The organism is Microbulbifer maximicatervae (SeqCode) (assembly GCF_052467065.1).
In genome coordinates this window covers 1984390-1999166 of the sequence record NZ_CP174299.1, presented here as the reverse complement: position 1 = coordinate 1999166, position 14777 = coordinate 1984390, and the positions used below count along the sequence as shown (strand labels likewise).

General features: G+C 52.7%; 14 protein-coding genes. 5 read left to right on the top strand and 9 right to left on the bottom strand.

Going from position 1 to position 14777, the window contains the following annotated elements; translation table 11 throughout:
• Positions 1–39: 39 nt before the first annotated feature.
• From metW to proC, 5 genes are all read right to left on the bottom strand, one after another.
• Positions 40–630: a methionine biosynthesis protein MetW gene (gene metW, locus ACJJI1_RS08905; RefSeq protein ID WP_282930320.1), complete on the bottom strand. Its 591-nt coding sequence runs from the start codon at positions 628–630 to the stop codon at positions 40–42.
• Complete coding sequence (gene metX, locus ACJJI1_RS08900; RefSeq protein WP_444908441.1) at positions 630–1814, bottom strand: homoserine O-succinyltransferase MetX; 1185 nt, start codon at positions 1812–1814, stop codon at positions 630–632. Before metX ends, metW begins: the two co-directional genes overlap by 1 nt.
• A 137-nt stretch (positions 1815–1951) precedes the next feature.
• On the bottom strand, positions 1952–3919 hold the full coding sequence (locus ACJJI1_RS08895) for a dynamin family protein (protein WP_444906643.1): 1968 nt from the start codon (positions 3917–3919) through the stop codon (positions 1952–1954).
• 232 nt (positions 3920–4151) lie between these two features.
• The gene (locus ACJJI1_RS08890; RefSeq protein WP_413664057.1) at positions 4152–4760 is read right to left on the bottom strand and encodes a YggT family protein; all 609 of its coding nucleotides are present in this window, start codon (positions 4758–4760) and stop codon (positions 4152–4154) included.
• Positions 4761–4827: 67 nt separating this feature from the next.
• Positions 4828–5661 (bottom strand): pyrroline-5-carboxylate reductase, encoded by an 834-nt coding sequence (gene proC, locus ACJJI1_RS08885; protein WP_444959124.1) that lies wholly within the window; start codon positions 5659–5661, stop codon positions 4828–4830.
• A 126-nt stretch (positions 5662–5787) separates the two neighbouring features.
• On the opposite strand from proC, the gene ACJJI1_RS08880 reads away from it, so the two are divergent.
• Positions 5788–7803 (top strand): S9 family peptidase, encoded by a 2016-nt coding sequence (locus tag ACJJI1_RS08880; RefSeq protein ID WP_444959123.1) that lies wholly within the window; start codon positions 5788–5790, stop codon positions 7801–7803.
• Positions 7804–7880: 77 nt separating this feature from the next.
• Here the strand turns inward: ACJJI1_RS08880 and ACJJI1_RS08875 are convergent, their stop codons facing one another.
• Both ACJJI1_RS08875 and ACJJI1_RS08870 read right to left on the bottom strand, forming a co-directional pair.
• Positions 7881–8168 (bottom strand): hypothetical protein, encoded by a 288-nt coding sequence (locus ACJJI1_RS08875; RefSeq protein ID WP_444959122.1) that lies wholly within the window; start codon positions 8166–8168, stop codon positions 7881–7883.
• A 38-nt stretch (positions 8169–8206) separates the two neighbouring features.
• On the bottom strand, positions 8207–8911 hold the full coding sequence (locus ACJJI1_RS08870) for a YggS family pyridoxal phosphate-dependent enzyme (protein WP_444959121.1): 705 nt from the start codon (positions 8909–8911) through the stop codon (positions 8207–8209).
• A gap of 69 nt (positions 8912–8980) precedes the next feature.
• On the opposite strand from ACJJI1_RS08870, the gene ACJJI1_RS08865 reads away from it, so the two are divergent.
• From ACJJI1_RS08865 to ACJJI1_RS08850, 4 genes are all read left to right on the top strand, one after another.
• Complete coding sequence (locus ACJJI1_RS08865) at positions 8981–10015, top strand: type IV pilus twitching motility protein PilT (protein WP_108731395.1); 1035 nt, start codon at positions 8981–8983, stop codon at positions 10013–10015.
• 60 nt (positions 10016–10075) lie between these two features.
• Positions 10076–11227: a PilT/PilU family type 4a pilus ATPase gene (locus ACJJI1_RS08860; RefSeq protein WP_108731394.1), complete on the top strand. Its 1152-nt coding sequence runs from the start codon at positions 10076–10078 to the stop codon at positions 11225–11227.
• A gap of 236 nt (positions 11228–11463) precedes the next feature.
• Positions 11464–12213: an SDR family oxidoreductase gene (locus tag ACJJI1_RS08855; RefSeq protein ID WP_444959120.1), complete on the top strand. Its 750-nt coding sequence runs from the start codon at positions 11464–11466 to the stop codon at positions 12211–12213.
• 11 nt (positions 12214–12224) lie between these two features.
• Entirely contained in the window at positions 12225–12833 is a 609-nt protein-coding gene (locus tag ACJJI1_RS08850) for a LysE family translocator (protein WP_413664051.1), read from the top strand.
• A gap of 3 nt (positions 12834–12836) precedes the next feature.
• On the opposite strand, the gene ACJJI1_RS08845 is transcribed toward ACJJI1_RS08850, so the two are convergent.
• Together ACJJI1_RS08845 and ACJJI1_RS08840 are read right to left on the bottom strand one after the other, a co-directional pair.
• Positions 12837–13583: a LytR/AlgR family response regulator transcription factor gene (locus ACJJI1_RS08845; RefSeq protein ID WP_444959119.1), complete on the bottom strand. Its 747-nt coding sequence runs from the start codon at positions 13581–13583 to the stop codon at positions 12837–12839.
• Positions 13580–14737 carry a sensor histidine kinase gene (locus tag ACJJI1_RS08840; protein WP_444959118.1) on the bottom strand — a complete coding sequence of 386 codons (1158 nt, stop codon included), beginning with the start codon at positions 14735–14737 and terminating at the stop codon, positions 13580–13582. Before ACJJI1_RS08840 ends, ACJJI1_RS08845 begins: the two co-directional genes overlap by 4 nt.
• Positions 14738–14777 lie beyond the last annotated feature (40 nt).

The following is a 14777-nucleotide window of genomic DNA, read 5'->3' as shown; positions in this document are numbered from 1 at the left end:
GCCAAAGTCCTCCACAAAAGAGCTGGCGCAAATCTTAGTTTAGCGAGTTAGGTGATAGATGGCTGTCTCACCAAACAAATTTGGTAAAAAGTCTTTGAATGCCCGCCCAACCATGGACTCAGAAACCACTTGCCGATGCAGAATCGCCCAGCCATTTTCTCGGCATAACACCTCAAAGTCTGTAAAAGTACAAAAGTGAATATTGGGAGTGTCATACCATTCGTATGGCAATAAGTCGGATACTGGCATGCGCCCGGAGAATGCGAGGTGCCAGCGGGCCTTCCACTGCCCAAAATTGGGAAACGTAATAATGCAATCCCGCCCAACCCGGAGCATTTCCTCTACCACTAAATGAGGCTGACTCAAGGTTTGCAGTGCCTGGGTCATCACCACAGCATCAAAGCTACCATCAGCAAAATTTCCCAGCCCTGTATTCAGATTTTGCTCGACAACATTGACCCCACGGGCCACACATCGCTCTATTTGCTCGGGATCAATCTCCAGGCCATAGCCTTTCACATTTTTATTTCTCCCCAGCTGATCGAGCAGTGCACCATCGCCACAGCCGAGGTCGAGAACCCGGCTGTTGGGAGCGATCCATTCCTGGATCACATCCAAATCTATCCGCATCAGTACACCTCCTCAGCAATTTCTGCCGCAACTCTCTGCATATAGGCACGAAATACACCTTCATAACGACCATTGGGCAGCAGGAAGGCATCGTGTCCCATTACTGACTCTACTTCGGCATAGCTGACTGGAATATCCGCGTGCATCAGGGCATCGGCGATTTCCCTCGAGCGCTCCGGCGCAAAGCGCCAATCAGAAGTAAATGACACCAATAAAAACCGGCACTTGGCATGGGAGAAGGCCTCTACCGGGTCATCCCCGTATTCCCGAGCTAAGTCGAAGAAATCCAGCGCTCGAGTCATCAGAATGTAAGTATTGGGATCGAAGGTGGTGGAAAAACTGGCCCCCTGGTAGCGCAGATAACTTTGTATCTGAAACTCCACCTCTTCATCCGACCCCTGCTGAAAGCTGCCACTGCGCAATTCTCGACCAAACTTGCGCCCCAACCCATCGTCAGACAGATAAGTGATATGCCCGATCATACGCGCAACGGCCAGGCCTCTACGGGGTAACTTATCCTGTTGGAGGTAGTGCCCATCACAAAAGTCTGGATCGGATGTTATCGCTTGGCGTGCGGTCTCATTAAACGCGATATTCTGTGCAGATAACTTCATGGCAGAGGCAATCACCACACAATTACGCAGGCGCTCAGGGTATTCCAGTGACCAGCGCATCGCCTGCATCCCACCGAGACTGCCGCCAACAACCGCCGCCCATTGTCGAATACCTAGCATATCCGCCAGACGCGCTTGGCTGTGGACCCAGTCGCGGACACGCAGTGATGGAAAATCCGGCCCCCAGGTAGTGCCGGTATCCGGGTTGATGGATACGGGGCCGGTAGATCCGTGGCAACCTCCGAGATTATTAACGGACACCACAAAGAAATGATTAGTATCTATCGGCTTACCCGGTCCGATATAGTGGTCCCACCACCCCGGACGCTTATCATCGATACTGTGTCGCCCCGCAGCGTGATGATGCCCAGACAGAGCATGACAGATCAGAACTGCGTTAGTCTTTTCCCTATTGAGTTCACCGTAAGTCTCATAAACCAGAGTGTAATTTTTCAGCGCTCGGCCACAGGCCAACTCCAGCGGTTCACTAAAGTAATGACTTTTAGGCTCAACAAGGCCCACGGAGCCTGGGTCACCGGTAGTTGCGGTTTGGGCTTCCGCAGAAGCGATAGGATTTTCCGTTGACAAGGCACTGTATCTGTCAGGTTGATAGGTGCTGCCTGGCAAATTGCCGAAGCAGTCAGTGAATAAGATCACTGCAACTTATAACAAATGCCAGTCAGAACCAATATCAATTAGCACCCAATTCAGGTGGTATGGGAGGCCTTCAAGGGGGTTACATTGTGCGCGCGCGGCGCCGGCGCAACCGGCTGTGGTGCAGTGCTGTTGTGCCGCAGTAAATCCTCTAACGCCACCAGCGCCTTATCATTGCGCTGAACCTCATCCTCGAGAGTTCGAAGATCCGTGCGGCGGCTGCGCGTTTTCTGTTTCAACTCGGTGAGTTTAATCAAATGGCGATTGAGTAATTGTTTCTGATACTGCGCATGCTGTTTGAGAGGCTCAAGAGCCTGCTCTAACCAATTTTCCGCTTTGTTACCCATATCGTTGTACAGCCGACCCACTTCACTGGCAAGCGTGGTAATAAAGCGCTCGCTGAGACGGCTGCGGCGCGCCAATAACAACTGCGGGGATCGCCTCAGCTGAGCGGCCTGGCGATGCAGTCCACGCAACGCGAAACGAAATTTGCGGATAGTAAAATACTGCTCGGCATCATCTACTTTCTTCAAGCTGGAGCGCTCAAATACAGCGTCGAGCAAGCGATTAGCCTGATCCACTTCCCGCTCGAGGTTAGACATCTGATGGTCTACCCCTTCCATAAAAGTATCGATAGCCCTGGCCATGCCCATGGGCGTCCAACGGCGATTGAGAGTAGCCAGGGTATCGTCAATCAGCGCCTGCAACTGCTGTCTGGATATCGGCGCCAACAAAGAAGTGCTTTGTCGTGTAAGCATTCTCTGGCTGGATTTGAGCGTCAGCAATTCCTGATGACAAATCTTATGCTGCTCGCGCACGGTCGTCTGCAACTGTTCCAACTCTGCCAATTGCTCTGAGGTGTTGCCACTATTGCGCTGCAGGTGAGCCAGCGCTGCCCGGCCACTATTCAAACGACGCTTGAGTAGATCGCGGGTATCAGCCATCAGGGTGAGAGCTTGATGCAGTGAGCGGTGCTCGGCCATTTTATGCCGGTGCTCCAGCAGGCGCTGAACCAGCATCCTTTCAAACTCACCGAAGCGGCTGCTTCGCACCAAATCAGCATCCCGCTGCTGGCGCCCCAACAGAGCCATTTTTGCAGAGACACCGGCAACACTTTCCTGAGGCAGAGACAAGAGGCCGGCCACTTCAGCGCGCATGCGTCGCAACAGCAGCTCAGCATCCTCCTCCGGATCATCCCAAAGCACATCCATCTTGTTGAGCAGGGCCATCACGGATGTTCCGCGATGCTCTTGCAGTGGCGCCAGGTGAGTTTCCCACATGCTCATATCGGTACCACTTACCCCAGCATCGGCAGCCAGCAGAAAGGCAACCGCCTGGGCCCCGGGCAGTGTACTCAATGTGAGCTCCGGCTCATTGCCTAGGGCGTTCAGTCCCGGGGTATCAATAATACGCAACCCCTGATCCAACAATGGGTGCGGCAGACAAATCAAAGCAAAACGCCAGGCGGGGATCTCGACTAGGTTCCCCTTGCCATCCAAGTGGCGCCGATCAAAGCCATAGCGGGCGGCCTCTTCCGGCATTACTGACTTGGTCGAGGCAACCTTCAATAAAGTCTCTCGGGTTGCCTCGGGATCATTGGCATCAAACTCGTGAGTTACCCATTTTTGCGGAATTCGGCGGAAGCTCTCCAGGCTGGTATTCGTCGCCAGGGTCTCAATCGGAAGCAGCCGCAGACTGGCGCGCTCACCGCCATCACTGAAAATTTCCGTGGGGCACATAGTGGTGCGCCCCGGTCTTGAGGGCAGTAGACGCTGGCCGTAAGTTTGCGACAACAGGGCATTGAGCAGTTCAGTTTTCCCCCGTGAAAACTCCCCAACTAAAACCAGGGTGAACTGGTCATCTGCAAGTAGGGCGCGGGCCTGCTGTACAACCTGGCAGGCACCAGCAGAATTAGAGAAGTGCTGTTCAAGCCATTGGCTGAAGTGGGCAAACTGGCGATCGAGATTCTTTTTCCAACGGTCGTAGTCAGAAATATGCTGGCGTAAAAGTGCGTCTTCCATTTCACGGTGTTCTTGTTATTGAGACCCGGGACTACCGGCCCCTACTAAGACAAGAGAAAGGGCCGTCAATCGATAGTATAAGAGTCTAACACCGCGCCAAATACGATCTAGTACGCACAGGTGAAGAAATGTTCAGCCGGTCACAATTTAAGAAACCTTCGAACAACTGCACAAGCCCCAGAGGGCGGGGCTTGAAAGATGCAGGGGATATTTTGGGGTGATCAGAGTCCGGTTAAAAGCCGGGGATATGCCAAAACAGGCTGTACACGAAAGCCGGCATGTTGGCCATTTGGGCAAAACCAATAAGCAGCCTGTTAATCACAGTGAGCAGGATAAAGACAAATATCGGGCTGATATCAATCACCCCCAACGGCGGGATCAAGCGTCGCACAGGTCCGCAAAATGGCTCCAGGAGTTGGTGCAGTAAAATTAGAATTGGATGGCCGCTATTCGGCGCAATCCAACTGGCAACGATGGAGACCAATAAGCCGACAAACACCATCGCTATCACAGTGGAGACACAGCCGATCAACGACCACAGCAGGGCACTGAGGGGGTTAACCAGGCCGTAACCTGCAATCATGGCGCAAGCCATAATCATCGCCCAACCGACTATCAACGCCAGTACTACTGAGGCCATATCGACGCCAAAAAGTCCTGGCACCACTTTGCGCAGCGGCAGCAGCAAAGGGTTGGTAACCTTCACAACTCCCTGAGATATGGGGTTGTAAAAATCCGCACGGCCCAACTGCAATAGGAAACGCAATAACACGGCGAAAAGGAACAAAATGCCCAGTATGCCCACGACATAAACGCCGATATCGCTGAAGGTATTGACCATGGATAAACCCTAAACAAAAAGATTCTCAGCAGCCACCGCTGCACCTACCCAACTGGACCGGAACCTGTTACCGATCCAATTCCTTTGCCATTTCCGTCGCCCGCTCCTCGCAATCGCGCATGGCATCGGCCACTAACTGCGGCAACCCACCCTTCTCGAAACGTTGAACAGCGCGCTCAGTGGTTCCACCTGGTGACATCACATTGCGCTTCAACTGGGCGACATCAACATCGCTGGCGACCGCCAGTTTGGCGGCGCCCAGGGCAGTTTGCAACACAAGGCGCTCCGCATCCGCACGGGCAAGGCCACCGGCGGAAGCCGCATCAATCATGGCCTCCATAAACTGGAAAAAGTAAGCCGGTGCCGATCCCGCTACCGCAATCACCTGATCGATGCCGCGCTCTTCCTCAACCCAATATGAGATACCTACCGCATCGACGATGCGCTCGGCAAGTTCCTTCTGTTCATCCGTAACCTTGCTATCGGCATAAAGACCGGTAACTCCGGTTTGCACCAGGGCCGGGGTATTAGGCATAGCCCTGACAATAGGGAGGTGCATTCCCATCCAACGGTGATAAGCCGCGAGCGGAATTCCCGCAGCAAAAGTGATAATCAAGGGCGAGCGATCCACCAAATGGGGTTTCAGCCCCTCACAAAGTTCTCGCATAACCTGCGGTTTCACCGACAGCACAATTACATCGGCATCGATAATAGAGGCAACATTATCGTCACTAATAGCTACCCCATGGCTCTCGGCAAAAGCATTGAGTTTGTCCCGATCACGGCCTGTAGCAGTGATCCGGTCCGCCGGATAACCGGAGGCCACCAAACCACCGATCACTGCCCCCGCCATATTGCCGGCGCCACCAATAAAAACCATCTTAGGGTTCGCTGTACTCACTCATATCACCTTGGGCGGTTACAAAAATTTTGTTGCTTTTCCCCGTTCGGGGCATTCCGCTAATATGTGGCCGCCAGATTCAAATAACAAGAGAGCCATACCAAGTGGCTCCTAACGGAGGACAGTATGCAAAAAGGATGGCGTTCACTGCTTATAGCGACACTGATCACTGCGACCAGTGCCGCTGGTGCAGTAGAAACTCGTACGCTAAACAACGGCCAATTGGTACTCGAAGATGTGCCAAACATTCCCCAAACTATCATCAATGAGCTCAATCGTTATCAGAACGTACGCTCAGCTAGCTTCCGGGGCTGGGACCTTGAAGGTAACGGTATCTATGTCAGTACCCGCTTCGGCGAAGTTTCTCAATTACACAAGGTAGAGAATGCAGGTGGCGCTCGCCGACAGCTAACCTTTTTCGAAGAACCGATAGGCGGCATCTCTACCCGCCCGGAGCACCGCCAACTGGCATTCACCATGGATGCCGGCGGCAATGAATACGCCCAGATTTTCCTGTTTGATACAGAAAATGGCACTAGCGAGATGATTACTGATGGTGAGTCTCGCAATGGCAGTATTCTCTGGAATAAGCAGGGCTCAGCTATCGCTTACCAAAGTACTCGCCGAGATGGCAGGGCCAATGATATATGGCTAACCACTTTCGACAGTGACAAAAAAGAAGACCGCTTGATCCTTAAGTCTGAGGATGGCAGTTGGTGGGGTCCCAGTGATTTCTCACAATCCGGCAGCCAAATTTTGGTCATGCAATATATCTCCTCCACTCGATCTAATGTCCATTTGCTGGATCTCGACAGCGGCGAAGTCTCACTACTCGCCGGTACGAGCGATGAAGAGGCTGATTCCCGCAATTTCCCAGCGGGTTTCAGTTATGACAATCGCTCGGTTTATATCATCTCTGACAAAGGGCGCGAATTTACCCAACTGATCCGCAAAGACCTGGAGAGTGGCGATGAAAAGATAATTACCTCCGATATCCCCTGGGATATCAGCAGCTTTATCCTCAGTAAAGACGGTCGCCGCGGCGCTTTTGTCGCCAACGAAAATGGTATGTCCACCCTCTATCTATACGATCCACGCAATGACCGCTACCGCAAGGTCGACTCTCTGCCGATCGGTCTTATCGGCGGAATAGAATTTAACCCCGAAGGTGATAAGCTGGCCCTAACCCTAAACACGCCTAAAACTCCCTCCGATTCCTTTGTAATGGACCTTGGCCGCCGCCCGCTATCCAGTGGTGACCTTACCCGATGGACATTTAGTGAAGTCGGTGGTCTCGACAGCGAAAGCTTTGTCGAACCCGAACTGGTGCACTATCCCACTTTCGACGAGGTGGATGGAAAGCCGCGTGAAATTCCCGCATTCGTCTATAAGCCGCGCAATGCCAAAGGCCCTGTACCTGTGGTTATTTCAATCCACGGTGGCCCTGAAGGACAGTACCGCCCCATGTTTTCCAGCACATACCAGCTGTGGCTAGAAAAACTTGGCGTTGCTGTAATTGCTCCAAATGTACGCGGGTCCGCTGGTTATGGTAAGAGCTACCTAGCCATGGATAACGGCTACAAGCGCGAGGACTCAGTCAGGGATATCGGTGCTCTTCTGGATTGGATTGCTACCCAGCCTGATCTGGATCCGGAACGCGTTGCTGTGTTTGGCGGCAGCTACGGTGGTTACATGGTGCTGGCCAGTAGTGTTTACTACTCCGATCGTTTAAAAGCAGCAGTGGATATCGTCGGCATCTCTAACTTTGTCACCTTCCTCACCAATACCAAGAGCTATCGTCGCGACCTTCGTCGAGTCGAATACGGTGATGAGCGGGATCCGCAGATGCGCGCTTTCCTGGAAAAAATCAGCCCCAACAACAATGTGGACAAGATCCAGGTGCCAATGTTCGTAGTGCAGGGACAAAATGACCCTCGGGTACCTGTCACCGAAGCTGAGCAAATCGTGGCTGCACTTCGCGAGAATGGCAATCAAGTCTGGTATATGAACGCACTCAATGAAGGGCACGGTTACCGCAAGAAAGAGAACAGTGATGCCTTTACCCAGGCAACAGCGCTCTTTTTTGCCCAACACCTGCTGAGTGAAGATCAAAAAAAGCAGCTCAGCTTGAATGAACAATAATTATTTGTTCCCAGAGAAAGAAAACGGCCTTTAGGGCCGTTTTCTTTTTAGAACTTAACTATGTAAGGAGCCCCTGATTAACTAAACAAAAAAGGAAATGTTTCCACAATCGCGATCAAGTTCAGAACAATCGCCAGTATCCAAAGCCAATAGCGGCTCTTATCTCCGAATATCCCAATAACTGCCGAATTCAAAAAACCGGTAACCAATGAGATTTTGGGAGAAACAAATGCAATCAGGCAGATTAAAGCCAACCACTCAAGCGCCACCCAAGTCACCAGTACACTATTCGTTACAGACAGAGATAGCACCGCGCTCACTGATAAAAGCAGCAGCAATACATCTACAGTCCCAGATTTTGTCATCCCGTATCCCAAAAAAATCTACTTGCGTACTAATTCTGTCATGCAGAATAGTTTCGTGCCCCAAAAATATCTGTGCCGATACGCACAATAGTGGCGCCGCAGGCAATAGCAGCCTCCATATCTTTAGACATCCCCATGGATAGAGTATCGAAGGTCTGCTCAGGAAATTCTTCACGAAGACTTTGCAGCAACCCTGCCAACTGGATAAATGGTTTTTCCTGCTCAAATACATTGTCACGAGCAGCGGGAATCGCCATCAAGCCACGCAGGCACAGCCCCGGCAATATCATCACTTCACGCGCCAGAGCCACCAAATCCTGTGGAGCTATGCCAGACTTGCTCTGCTCGCCATCGATATTCACCTGCAAGCAGATATTGAGTGGTGTCATATTACTGGGGCGCTGTGCCGACAAACGCTGGGCAATTTTTAAGCGATCCACCGTGTGCATCCATTGGAATCGCTCTGCCACAGCGCGGCTTTTGTTCGATTGAAGCGGCCCAATAAAATGCCAGTGAATATCCAGGTCGGACAGGGCATCCTGTTTTTGCAGGGCTTCCTGTAAATAATTTTCGCCAAAGTGATGCTGGCCAGCAGCAAAAGCAATCCGCAGGTCTTCCGCCGGTCGTGTTTTGGAAACCGCCAACAAGGTAATTTCTGCGGGGTTGCGATCGCAGTTGTTGCAGCATGTCACAATCCGCTCACCTACTGCATTCAGGTTTTCGACGATTGTCTCTTTGCGCATATACTGATGCCCTTACCGATTTGAGCGGCGATTTTACCTGAGCCCAAACAAGAACCATAAGGTAGCAGTATGGATATCACTGAACTCCTCGCCTTTAGCGCCAAGCAAAACGCCTCGGACTTACACCTCTCGGCGGGCCTGCCGCCGATGATCCGTGTCGACGGCGACGTGCGCCGTATCAACCTGCCCTCAATGGAGCACAAGCAGGTACACGGCCTAATCTACGAGATCATGAACGATAAGCAGCGCAAGGATTACGAAGAACTACTGGAAACAGACTTTTCTTTTGAAGTCCCCGGTGTCGCCCGCTTTCGTGTAAACGCCTTTAACCACAACCGAGGTGCCGGCGCCGTATTCCGGACCATTCCCTCCAAAGTTCTCACTATGGAAGACTTGGGAATGGGTCAGGTATTCAAGCAGATTTCGGATACTCCCCGTGGCTTGGTGCTGGTGACCGGGCCCACGGGTTCCGGTAAGTCCACCACCCTGGCGGCGATGATGGACTACATCAACGACAACAAATACGAGCATATCCTCACCATCGAGGACCCGATCGAATTTGTGCACGAATCCAAGAAGTGCCTGGTGAACCAGCGTGAGGTACACCGTGATACCCACGGCTTTGCCGAAGCACTGCGCTCTGCACTGCGTGAAGACCCGGATATCATTCTCGTAGGTGAGATGCGGGACCTGGAAACCATTCGCCTGGCTCTGACTGCGGCAGAGACCGGTCACTTGGTATTCGGCACCCTGCACACCACTTCCGCCGCCAAAACCATTGACCGTGTGGTGGATGTATTCCCGGCGCAGGAGAAAGCCATGGTGCGTTCAATGCTGTCGGAATCCCTTCAGGCCGTTATCTCCCAGACGCTAATGAAGAAAAACGGCGGTGGCCGGGTCGCTGCCCACGAAATTATGCGCGGTACCCCAGCCATCCGTAACCTGATCCGCGAAGACAAAATCGCGCAGATGTACTCGGCCATCCAGACCGGAGCCAGCGTCGGCATGCAGACCATGGACCAATGTCTGGAAGACCTGGTGGCACGCCGCATTATCAGTCGCGAAGTGGCTCGCGAAAAAGCCAAGATGCCGGAGAACTTCTAAACGGCCAAAACCCGCCCCCAATCTGGGGAAGAAAAGTCGAGATAAAACGCGGTAAACACCATGGATATTGAAAGACTTCTACAACTGGTTGTAGAGAAGGGCGCTTCGGATTTATTTATCACGGCGGGCGTCCCGCCCTCCATAAAACTGCACGGCCGAGTGGTGCCCTGCAGCAGCACCGCGCTCACGCCAGAGAAAGCGCGCGAGCTGGTGGTGGGAACCATGAACGAGAAACAGCGGCGCGAGTTTGCCGAGCAAAAGGAATTGAACTTCGCGATTGCAGTGCGCAACGTGGGGCGTTTCCGGGTATCGGCCTTCTTTCAGCGCAATCTGGTGGGTATGGTGCTGCGTCGCATCGAAACCAAAATCCCCACTATCGATGGACTCGGACTACCCGACGTACTCAAAGACCTGGCCATGACCAAACGCGGGCTGATCATTTTTGTGGGCGCCACCGGTACCGGTAAGTCCACATCCCTCGCCTCCATGATCGGCCACCGCAATGAGAACACCAAGGGCCATATCATCACCATTGAGGACCCGATCGAATTTATCCACCAGCATCGCGGCTGTATTGTGACCCAGCGCGAAGTGGGCCTGGATACCGAGTCTTTCGATGTAGCCCTGAAAAACACTCTGCGTCAGGCGCCAGATGTTATTCTGATCGGTGAGGTGCGCTCCCGCGAAACCATGGACCACGCCATCGCTTTCGCCGAGACTGGCCATTTGTGTCTGTGCACCCTCCACGCCAACAATGCTAACCAGGCCCTAGATCGGATCATTCACTTCTTCCCGGCAGACCGCCACAAACAGTTGTTTATGGACCTGTCCCTCAACCTGAAGGCGATGGTGGCCCAGCAGCTGGTACCGACCCCCGATGGCGATGGCCGCCGTGCCTGCCTTGAAATCATGATCAATACCCCGCTGATGTCGGACCTGATCCGCAAGGGCGAAGTGGATAAGATCAAGGAGTTGATGAAGCGCTCTGGTGAGCAGGGAATGCAGACCTTCGACCAGGCACTCTACGAGCTCTACGATGGGGGAGAAATTACCTATGAGGATGCCCTCTCCCACGCCGACTCCGCCAACGATTTGCGCCTGATGATTAAGCTCAAATCCGAATCCGATGCCGAGTACTTAAATAGTGCCGCTGGCGAGTTGAGTCTACAAAATGATTCAGAGTACGGAGACGGTGGTCCTCAGCTCTACTAGCCCCCGATCCAGCCAGATCAAAACCGTTTACAGACATATCAAAGGTCCCCAGCCTGTAAACGGTTTTCACCCGGTATAATCCGCTGCGGATACTTCCGCAATGCAAAAGCTGATCCCGCCCGATATTGAATAATATCGCAGGCTCTTTTCTGCAGCATTTTTATTGGAAGAAAATAGCCTTTCAATAAGTCTCTATTTTCCTGCGCAATATCCCGTTTAAAGAGTGACCAATCAATATGAATAAAAAAGTTGCCTTGATCACTGGCGGCAACCGGGGCATTGGTGCCGCGACAACCAAATTACTTGCCCACAGGGGGTATCAGATTGCCATTAGCTACCGGCAGCGCAAGCAGCAAGCGGAAGAACTGATCGCCGGGCTTCGATCTTTTGGTGTTTTAGCAATAGCCGTTCGCGCCGATATCTCCTCGGAGAAAGATATTGTTCAGCTATTCAATATGGTCGACGAGCAACTAGGCCCAATTAGCTGCCTGGTTAACAACGCGGCAATCATTAAACCGCAAATGCGCGTCGAAACGATGGACGCTGAGCGCATCAATGAAATCCTGAGTACCAACATCACCGGCACCCTGCTCTGCTGCCGGGAAGCAATCAAAAGAATGTCTATCAAAAATGGGGGCACTGGAGGAACCATCGTGAATATTTCCTCTGCTGCCAGCCGTTCGGGATCACCTAACGAGTACATCGACTATGCAGCGAGTAAGGGCGCTGTCGATACGCTGACCATCGGGCTCAGCCAGGAAGTTGCCGATGAAGGGATTCGCGTAAATGGTGTTAGGCCTGGCTTTATTTATACAGAAATGCACGCTGATGGTGGCGAAGCAGACAGAATTGAGCGAGTAAAGTCTGCGATTCCACTCAAGCGTGGGGGACGAGCAGAGGAAGTGGCTAAAGCTGTGGCTTGGCTACTCGGTGATGAATCCACCTTTACTACCGGTTCATTTATTGACGTTGCAGGCGGGAAGTAGGACCAAAAAATATGTTAGAAGCACTCTTTTCACTAATTGCAGCAACCGCTCTATTGCTCGGCTCCCCTGGTCCAGCACCACTTGCCCTGGCCGCATCGGGAGCGACATTTGGAGTGAGAAAAAGCGGCGGTTTCCTTATCGGCATCCTGCTTGGCCTGAGTGTCGCCATTGTCGGGGCAACCGCCGGCATCGCCGCACTACTGGCAGCCTGGCCAGAAGCGCGCTTGGCGGTTCAGCTTTGCGGTGCCTTATATATTGGCTATATCGCGATCAAAATTGCCACGGCCCCGGTACTGGAGCAGGGCGAATCGTCGACGGCTCAGCCTCCGTCGCTGCTGGATGGGTTTATTTTTAACTTATTGAATCCCAAGGCCTATGCTGCTTTTCTCGCCATATTCTCCCAATTCTTACTACCGATTGAAGAGAGTGGCCTGAGCTATTTAGCCACAGGCTTGGTCTGTTTACTGGTAGCCGCTGCGGTGGATTTTATCTGGTTGTGCTTAGGAGGAAGCCTGAGGCCGGTTTTTCATAAACCCAGGCAGGCGCGAATAATCAGGGTATGTTTTGCGGTATTAATGGTTGCAGCCGTACTCGCTGTTTTTATCCGCGGAAGCATTTAAGCTCTAACACATCTCTGCGATCAATCCTTTTACCGAAGGCAGCATGCGCCGGCTCACCAGCGGCGCTGCTGTTACGCCATCCAGCTCTACCCGGTAATTTGTACCGTCCCTGCGCAACCCAACAATATATTGCACAGCCACCAGTGCGCTGCGGTGAATACGCACGAAACGCTGTCCAAACTCACTTTCAAGCTCTTTTAGAGACTCATCCAGAATGGTCTCTCCAGCGGAGTGATGGGCTACAACATACTTGCTGTCCGCAACCAGACAGCGGATAGAATCTACATCCAGCAGCTCCACCCCCAGGCGGCTTATCGCCTTAATGCGGCTGCGGCCACTGGGCTCCTCCAGATCCTGCTTGGTTAACAACTGCTGCTGCAGCTTACTCAGACGCTGCGCTTTGGAAACTGCCTCGCGCAGCTGTTCGACATTCACAGGTTTTAATAGATAACCAATCGCTGAGGTGGCAAAAGCGGGCAAAGCAAACTCATCGTGGGCAGTGCAGAAAATTATTGCCGGCGGATACACAAAGCTGGATAACTGCTGAGCCAATTCCAGGCCACTACCACCGGGCATTTCAATATCCAGTAGCACAAGGTCCGGGTCGAGTTCGCGGATCTGTGATAGTCCGGCTTCAATATCTGCCGCTTCTCCTACAGCAATACAATTATCGATCCTCTCCAACTGCCGGTGCAGACGGGCACGAGCCAAAGGCTCGTCATCAACAATCAGTACGCGCAATTGGGTCACTCCATCACCTCGATAGTCTTCTTGGAATTTGTGGTGGACTCTATTTCCCGCCGGTCCACTTCCCGGGGAGATAAGGGTAGCTGTAGTATGACCCGGTACCGGCCCTCCTCCCGACGGGCGGTAAATTTGAAGCGATCGCCGTAGTATGCAGTGAGACGCTGGCGAATATTCTCTGTCGCCATGCCATTACCAGTCTTCGCAGGAACTGCACTGTCCTGTGGCAACGGGTTTTCAATAACAACTTTGAACATGCCCCCCTCTTGCGAGAGTTGTACTCTGATCTCTCCGCCTGCCCGCAACTGTGCCACACCGTGCAACACCGCATTCTCCAATAGGGGTTGTAGCAACATACTGGGCAGCTGAACCTTATCCAGGCCCTCGTCTAGCTGCCAACTCTGGCGTAAACGCTCCCCCAGACGCAGGGCTTCAATCTCCAAATAGCGTTGGGCTAGAGTAATCTCTTGCGCTAAAGGCACCAGCTTTGGATCGGCGAGGCTTGCACGAAATAATGCACATAAATCCTCTACCAATCGCTCCGCGCGATCAGGATCAACAGCGATCAAACTAGCCAGGCTGTTCATACTGTTAAAGAGGAAATGGGGGCGAATCCGCGATTGAAGTGCCTCAATTCGGGCACCGAGCTCCGCCTGCTGCTGGTTGTAGAGTTGCTGCTGAAGATAGGCGTAGCGCAATACCACCCCCGCACAAATAGCCCCAAGCAGGCAGTCGCCCGCAAACCCCCAACTGTCAAAGCTGGTCTGTAACAGCACCGCGCGCAGGGAGCGCTGCACTGCCATCACCAATATGAGCACCGACAGCACTGCAATAAAACTCAAGCCGCCAGCGAGTTTGTGGGGCATTTTCGCCAGGCTCGGCCGAAGTCGGCAAAGTAGCGCGGCCGAGGGCAATATCACCCATTGGATCACCAGAGAGATCAGCCCCAGGCGCTGCCAACTGAATTCCGGTAAACCATCCAGGGCCAGGACCAGTACCAATGCCAGCAATTCCCCCATCAATACCAGTACCGCCAGAGAGGTGACACTACAGAGGTCTGGCAGAAACGGAAGCTGCCCAGATAGCGCAGAATCCTTATTTTCCGTGCGATATTTTCGAATTTTCTGCGTTATAATGCCCGACGGCCAGGGGAATGACATGCAGTTGTTATTCTTGATTGTCCCAAAGTTCCAAGCGCAA

What these genes read in the sequence shown, in the direction of transcription:
- ACJJI1_RS08850 (WP_413664051.1), top strand. Translation starts at nt 12,225, where the DNA reads ATGTTAGAAGCACTCTTTTCACTAATTGCAGCAACCGCTCTATTGCTC.
- metW (WP_282930320.1), bottom strand. Translation starts at nt 630, where the DNA reads ATGCGGATAGATTTGGATGTGATCCAGGAATGGATCGCTCCCAACAGC.
- ACJJI1_RS08860 (WP_108731394.1), top strand. Translation starts at nt 10,076, where the DNA reads ATGGATATTGAAAGACTTCTACAACTGGTTGTAGAGAAGGGCGCTTCG.
- ACJJI1_RS08875 (WP_444959122.1), bottom strand. Translation starts at nt 8,168, where the DNA reads ATGACAAAATCTGGGACTGTAGATGTATTGCTGCTGCTTTTATCAGTG.
- ACJJI1_RS08870 (WP_444959121.1), bottom strand. Translation starts at nt 8,911, where the DNA reads ATGCGCAAAGAGACAATCGTCGAAAACCTGAATGCAGTAGGTGAGCGG.
- ACJJI1_RS08865 (WP_108731395.1), top strand. Translation starts at nt 8,981, where the DNA reads ATGGATATCACTGAACTCCTCGCCTTTAGCGCCAAGCAAAACGCCTCG.
- ACJJI1_RS08855 (WP_444959120.1), top strand. Translation starts at nt 11,464, where the DNA reads ATGAATAAAAAAGTTGCCTTGATCACTGGCGGCAACCGGGGCATTGGT.
- ACJJI1_RS08890 (WP_413664057.1), bottom strand. Translation starts at nt 4,760, where the DNA reads ATGGTCAATACCTTCAGCGATATCGGCGTTTATGTCGTGGGCATACTG.
- ACJJI1_RS08840 (WP_444959118.1), bottom strand. Translation starts at nt 14,737, where the DNA reads ATGTCATTCCCCTGGCCGTCGGGCATTATAACGCAGAAAATTCGAAAA.
- ACJJI1_RS08880 (WP_444959123.1), top strand. Translation starts at nt 5,788, where the DNA reads ATGCAAAAAGGATGGCGTTCACTGCTTATAGCGACACTGATCACTGCG.
- ACJJI1_RS08895 (WP_444906643.1), bottom strand. Translation starts at nt 3,919, where the DNA reads ATGGAAGACGCACTTTTACGCCAGCATATTTCTGACTACGACCGTTGG.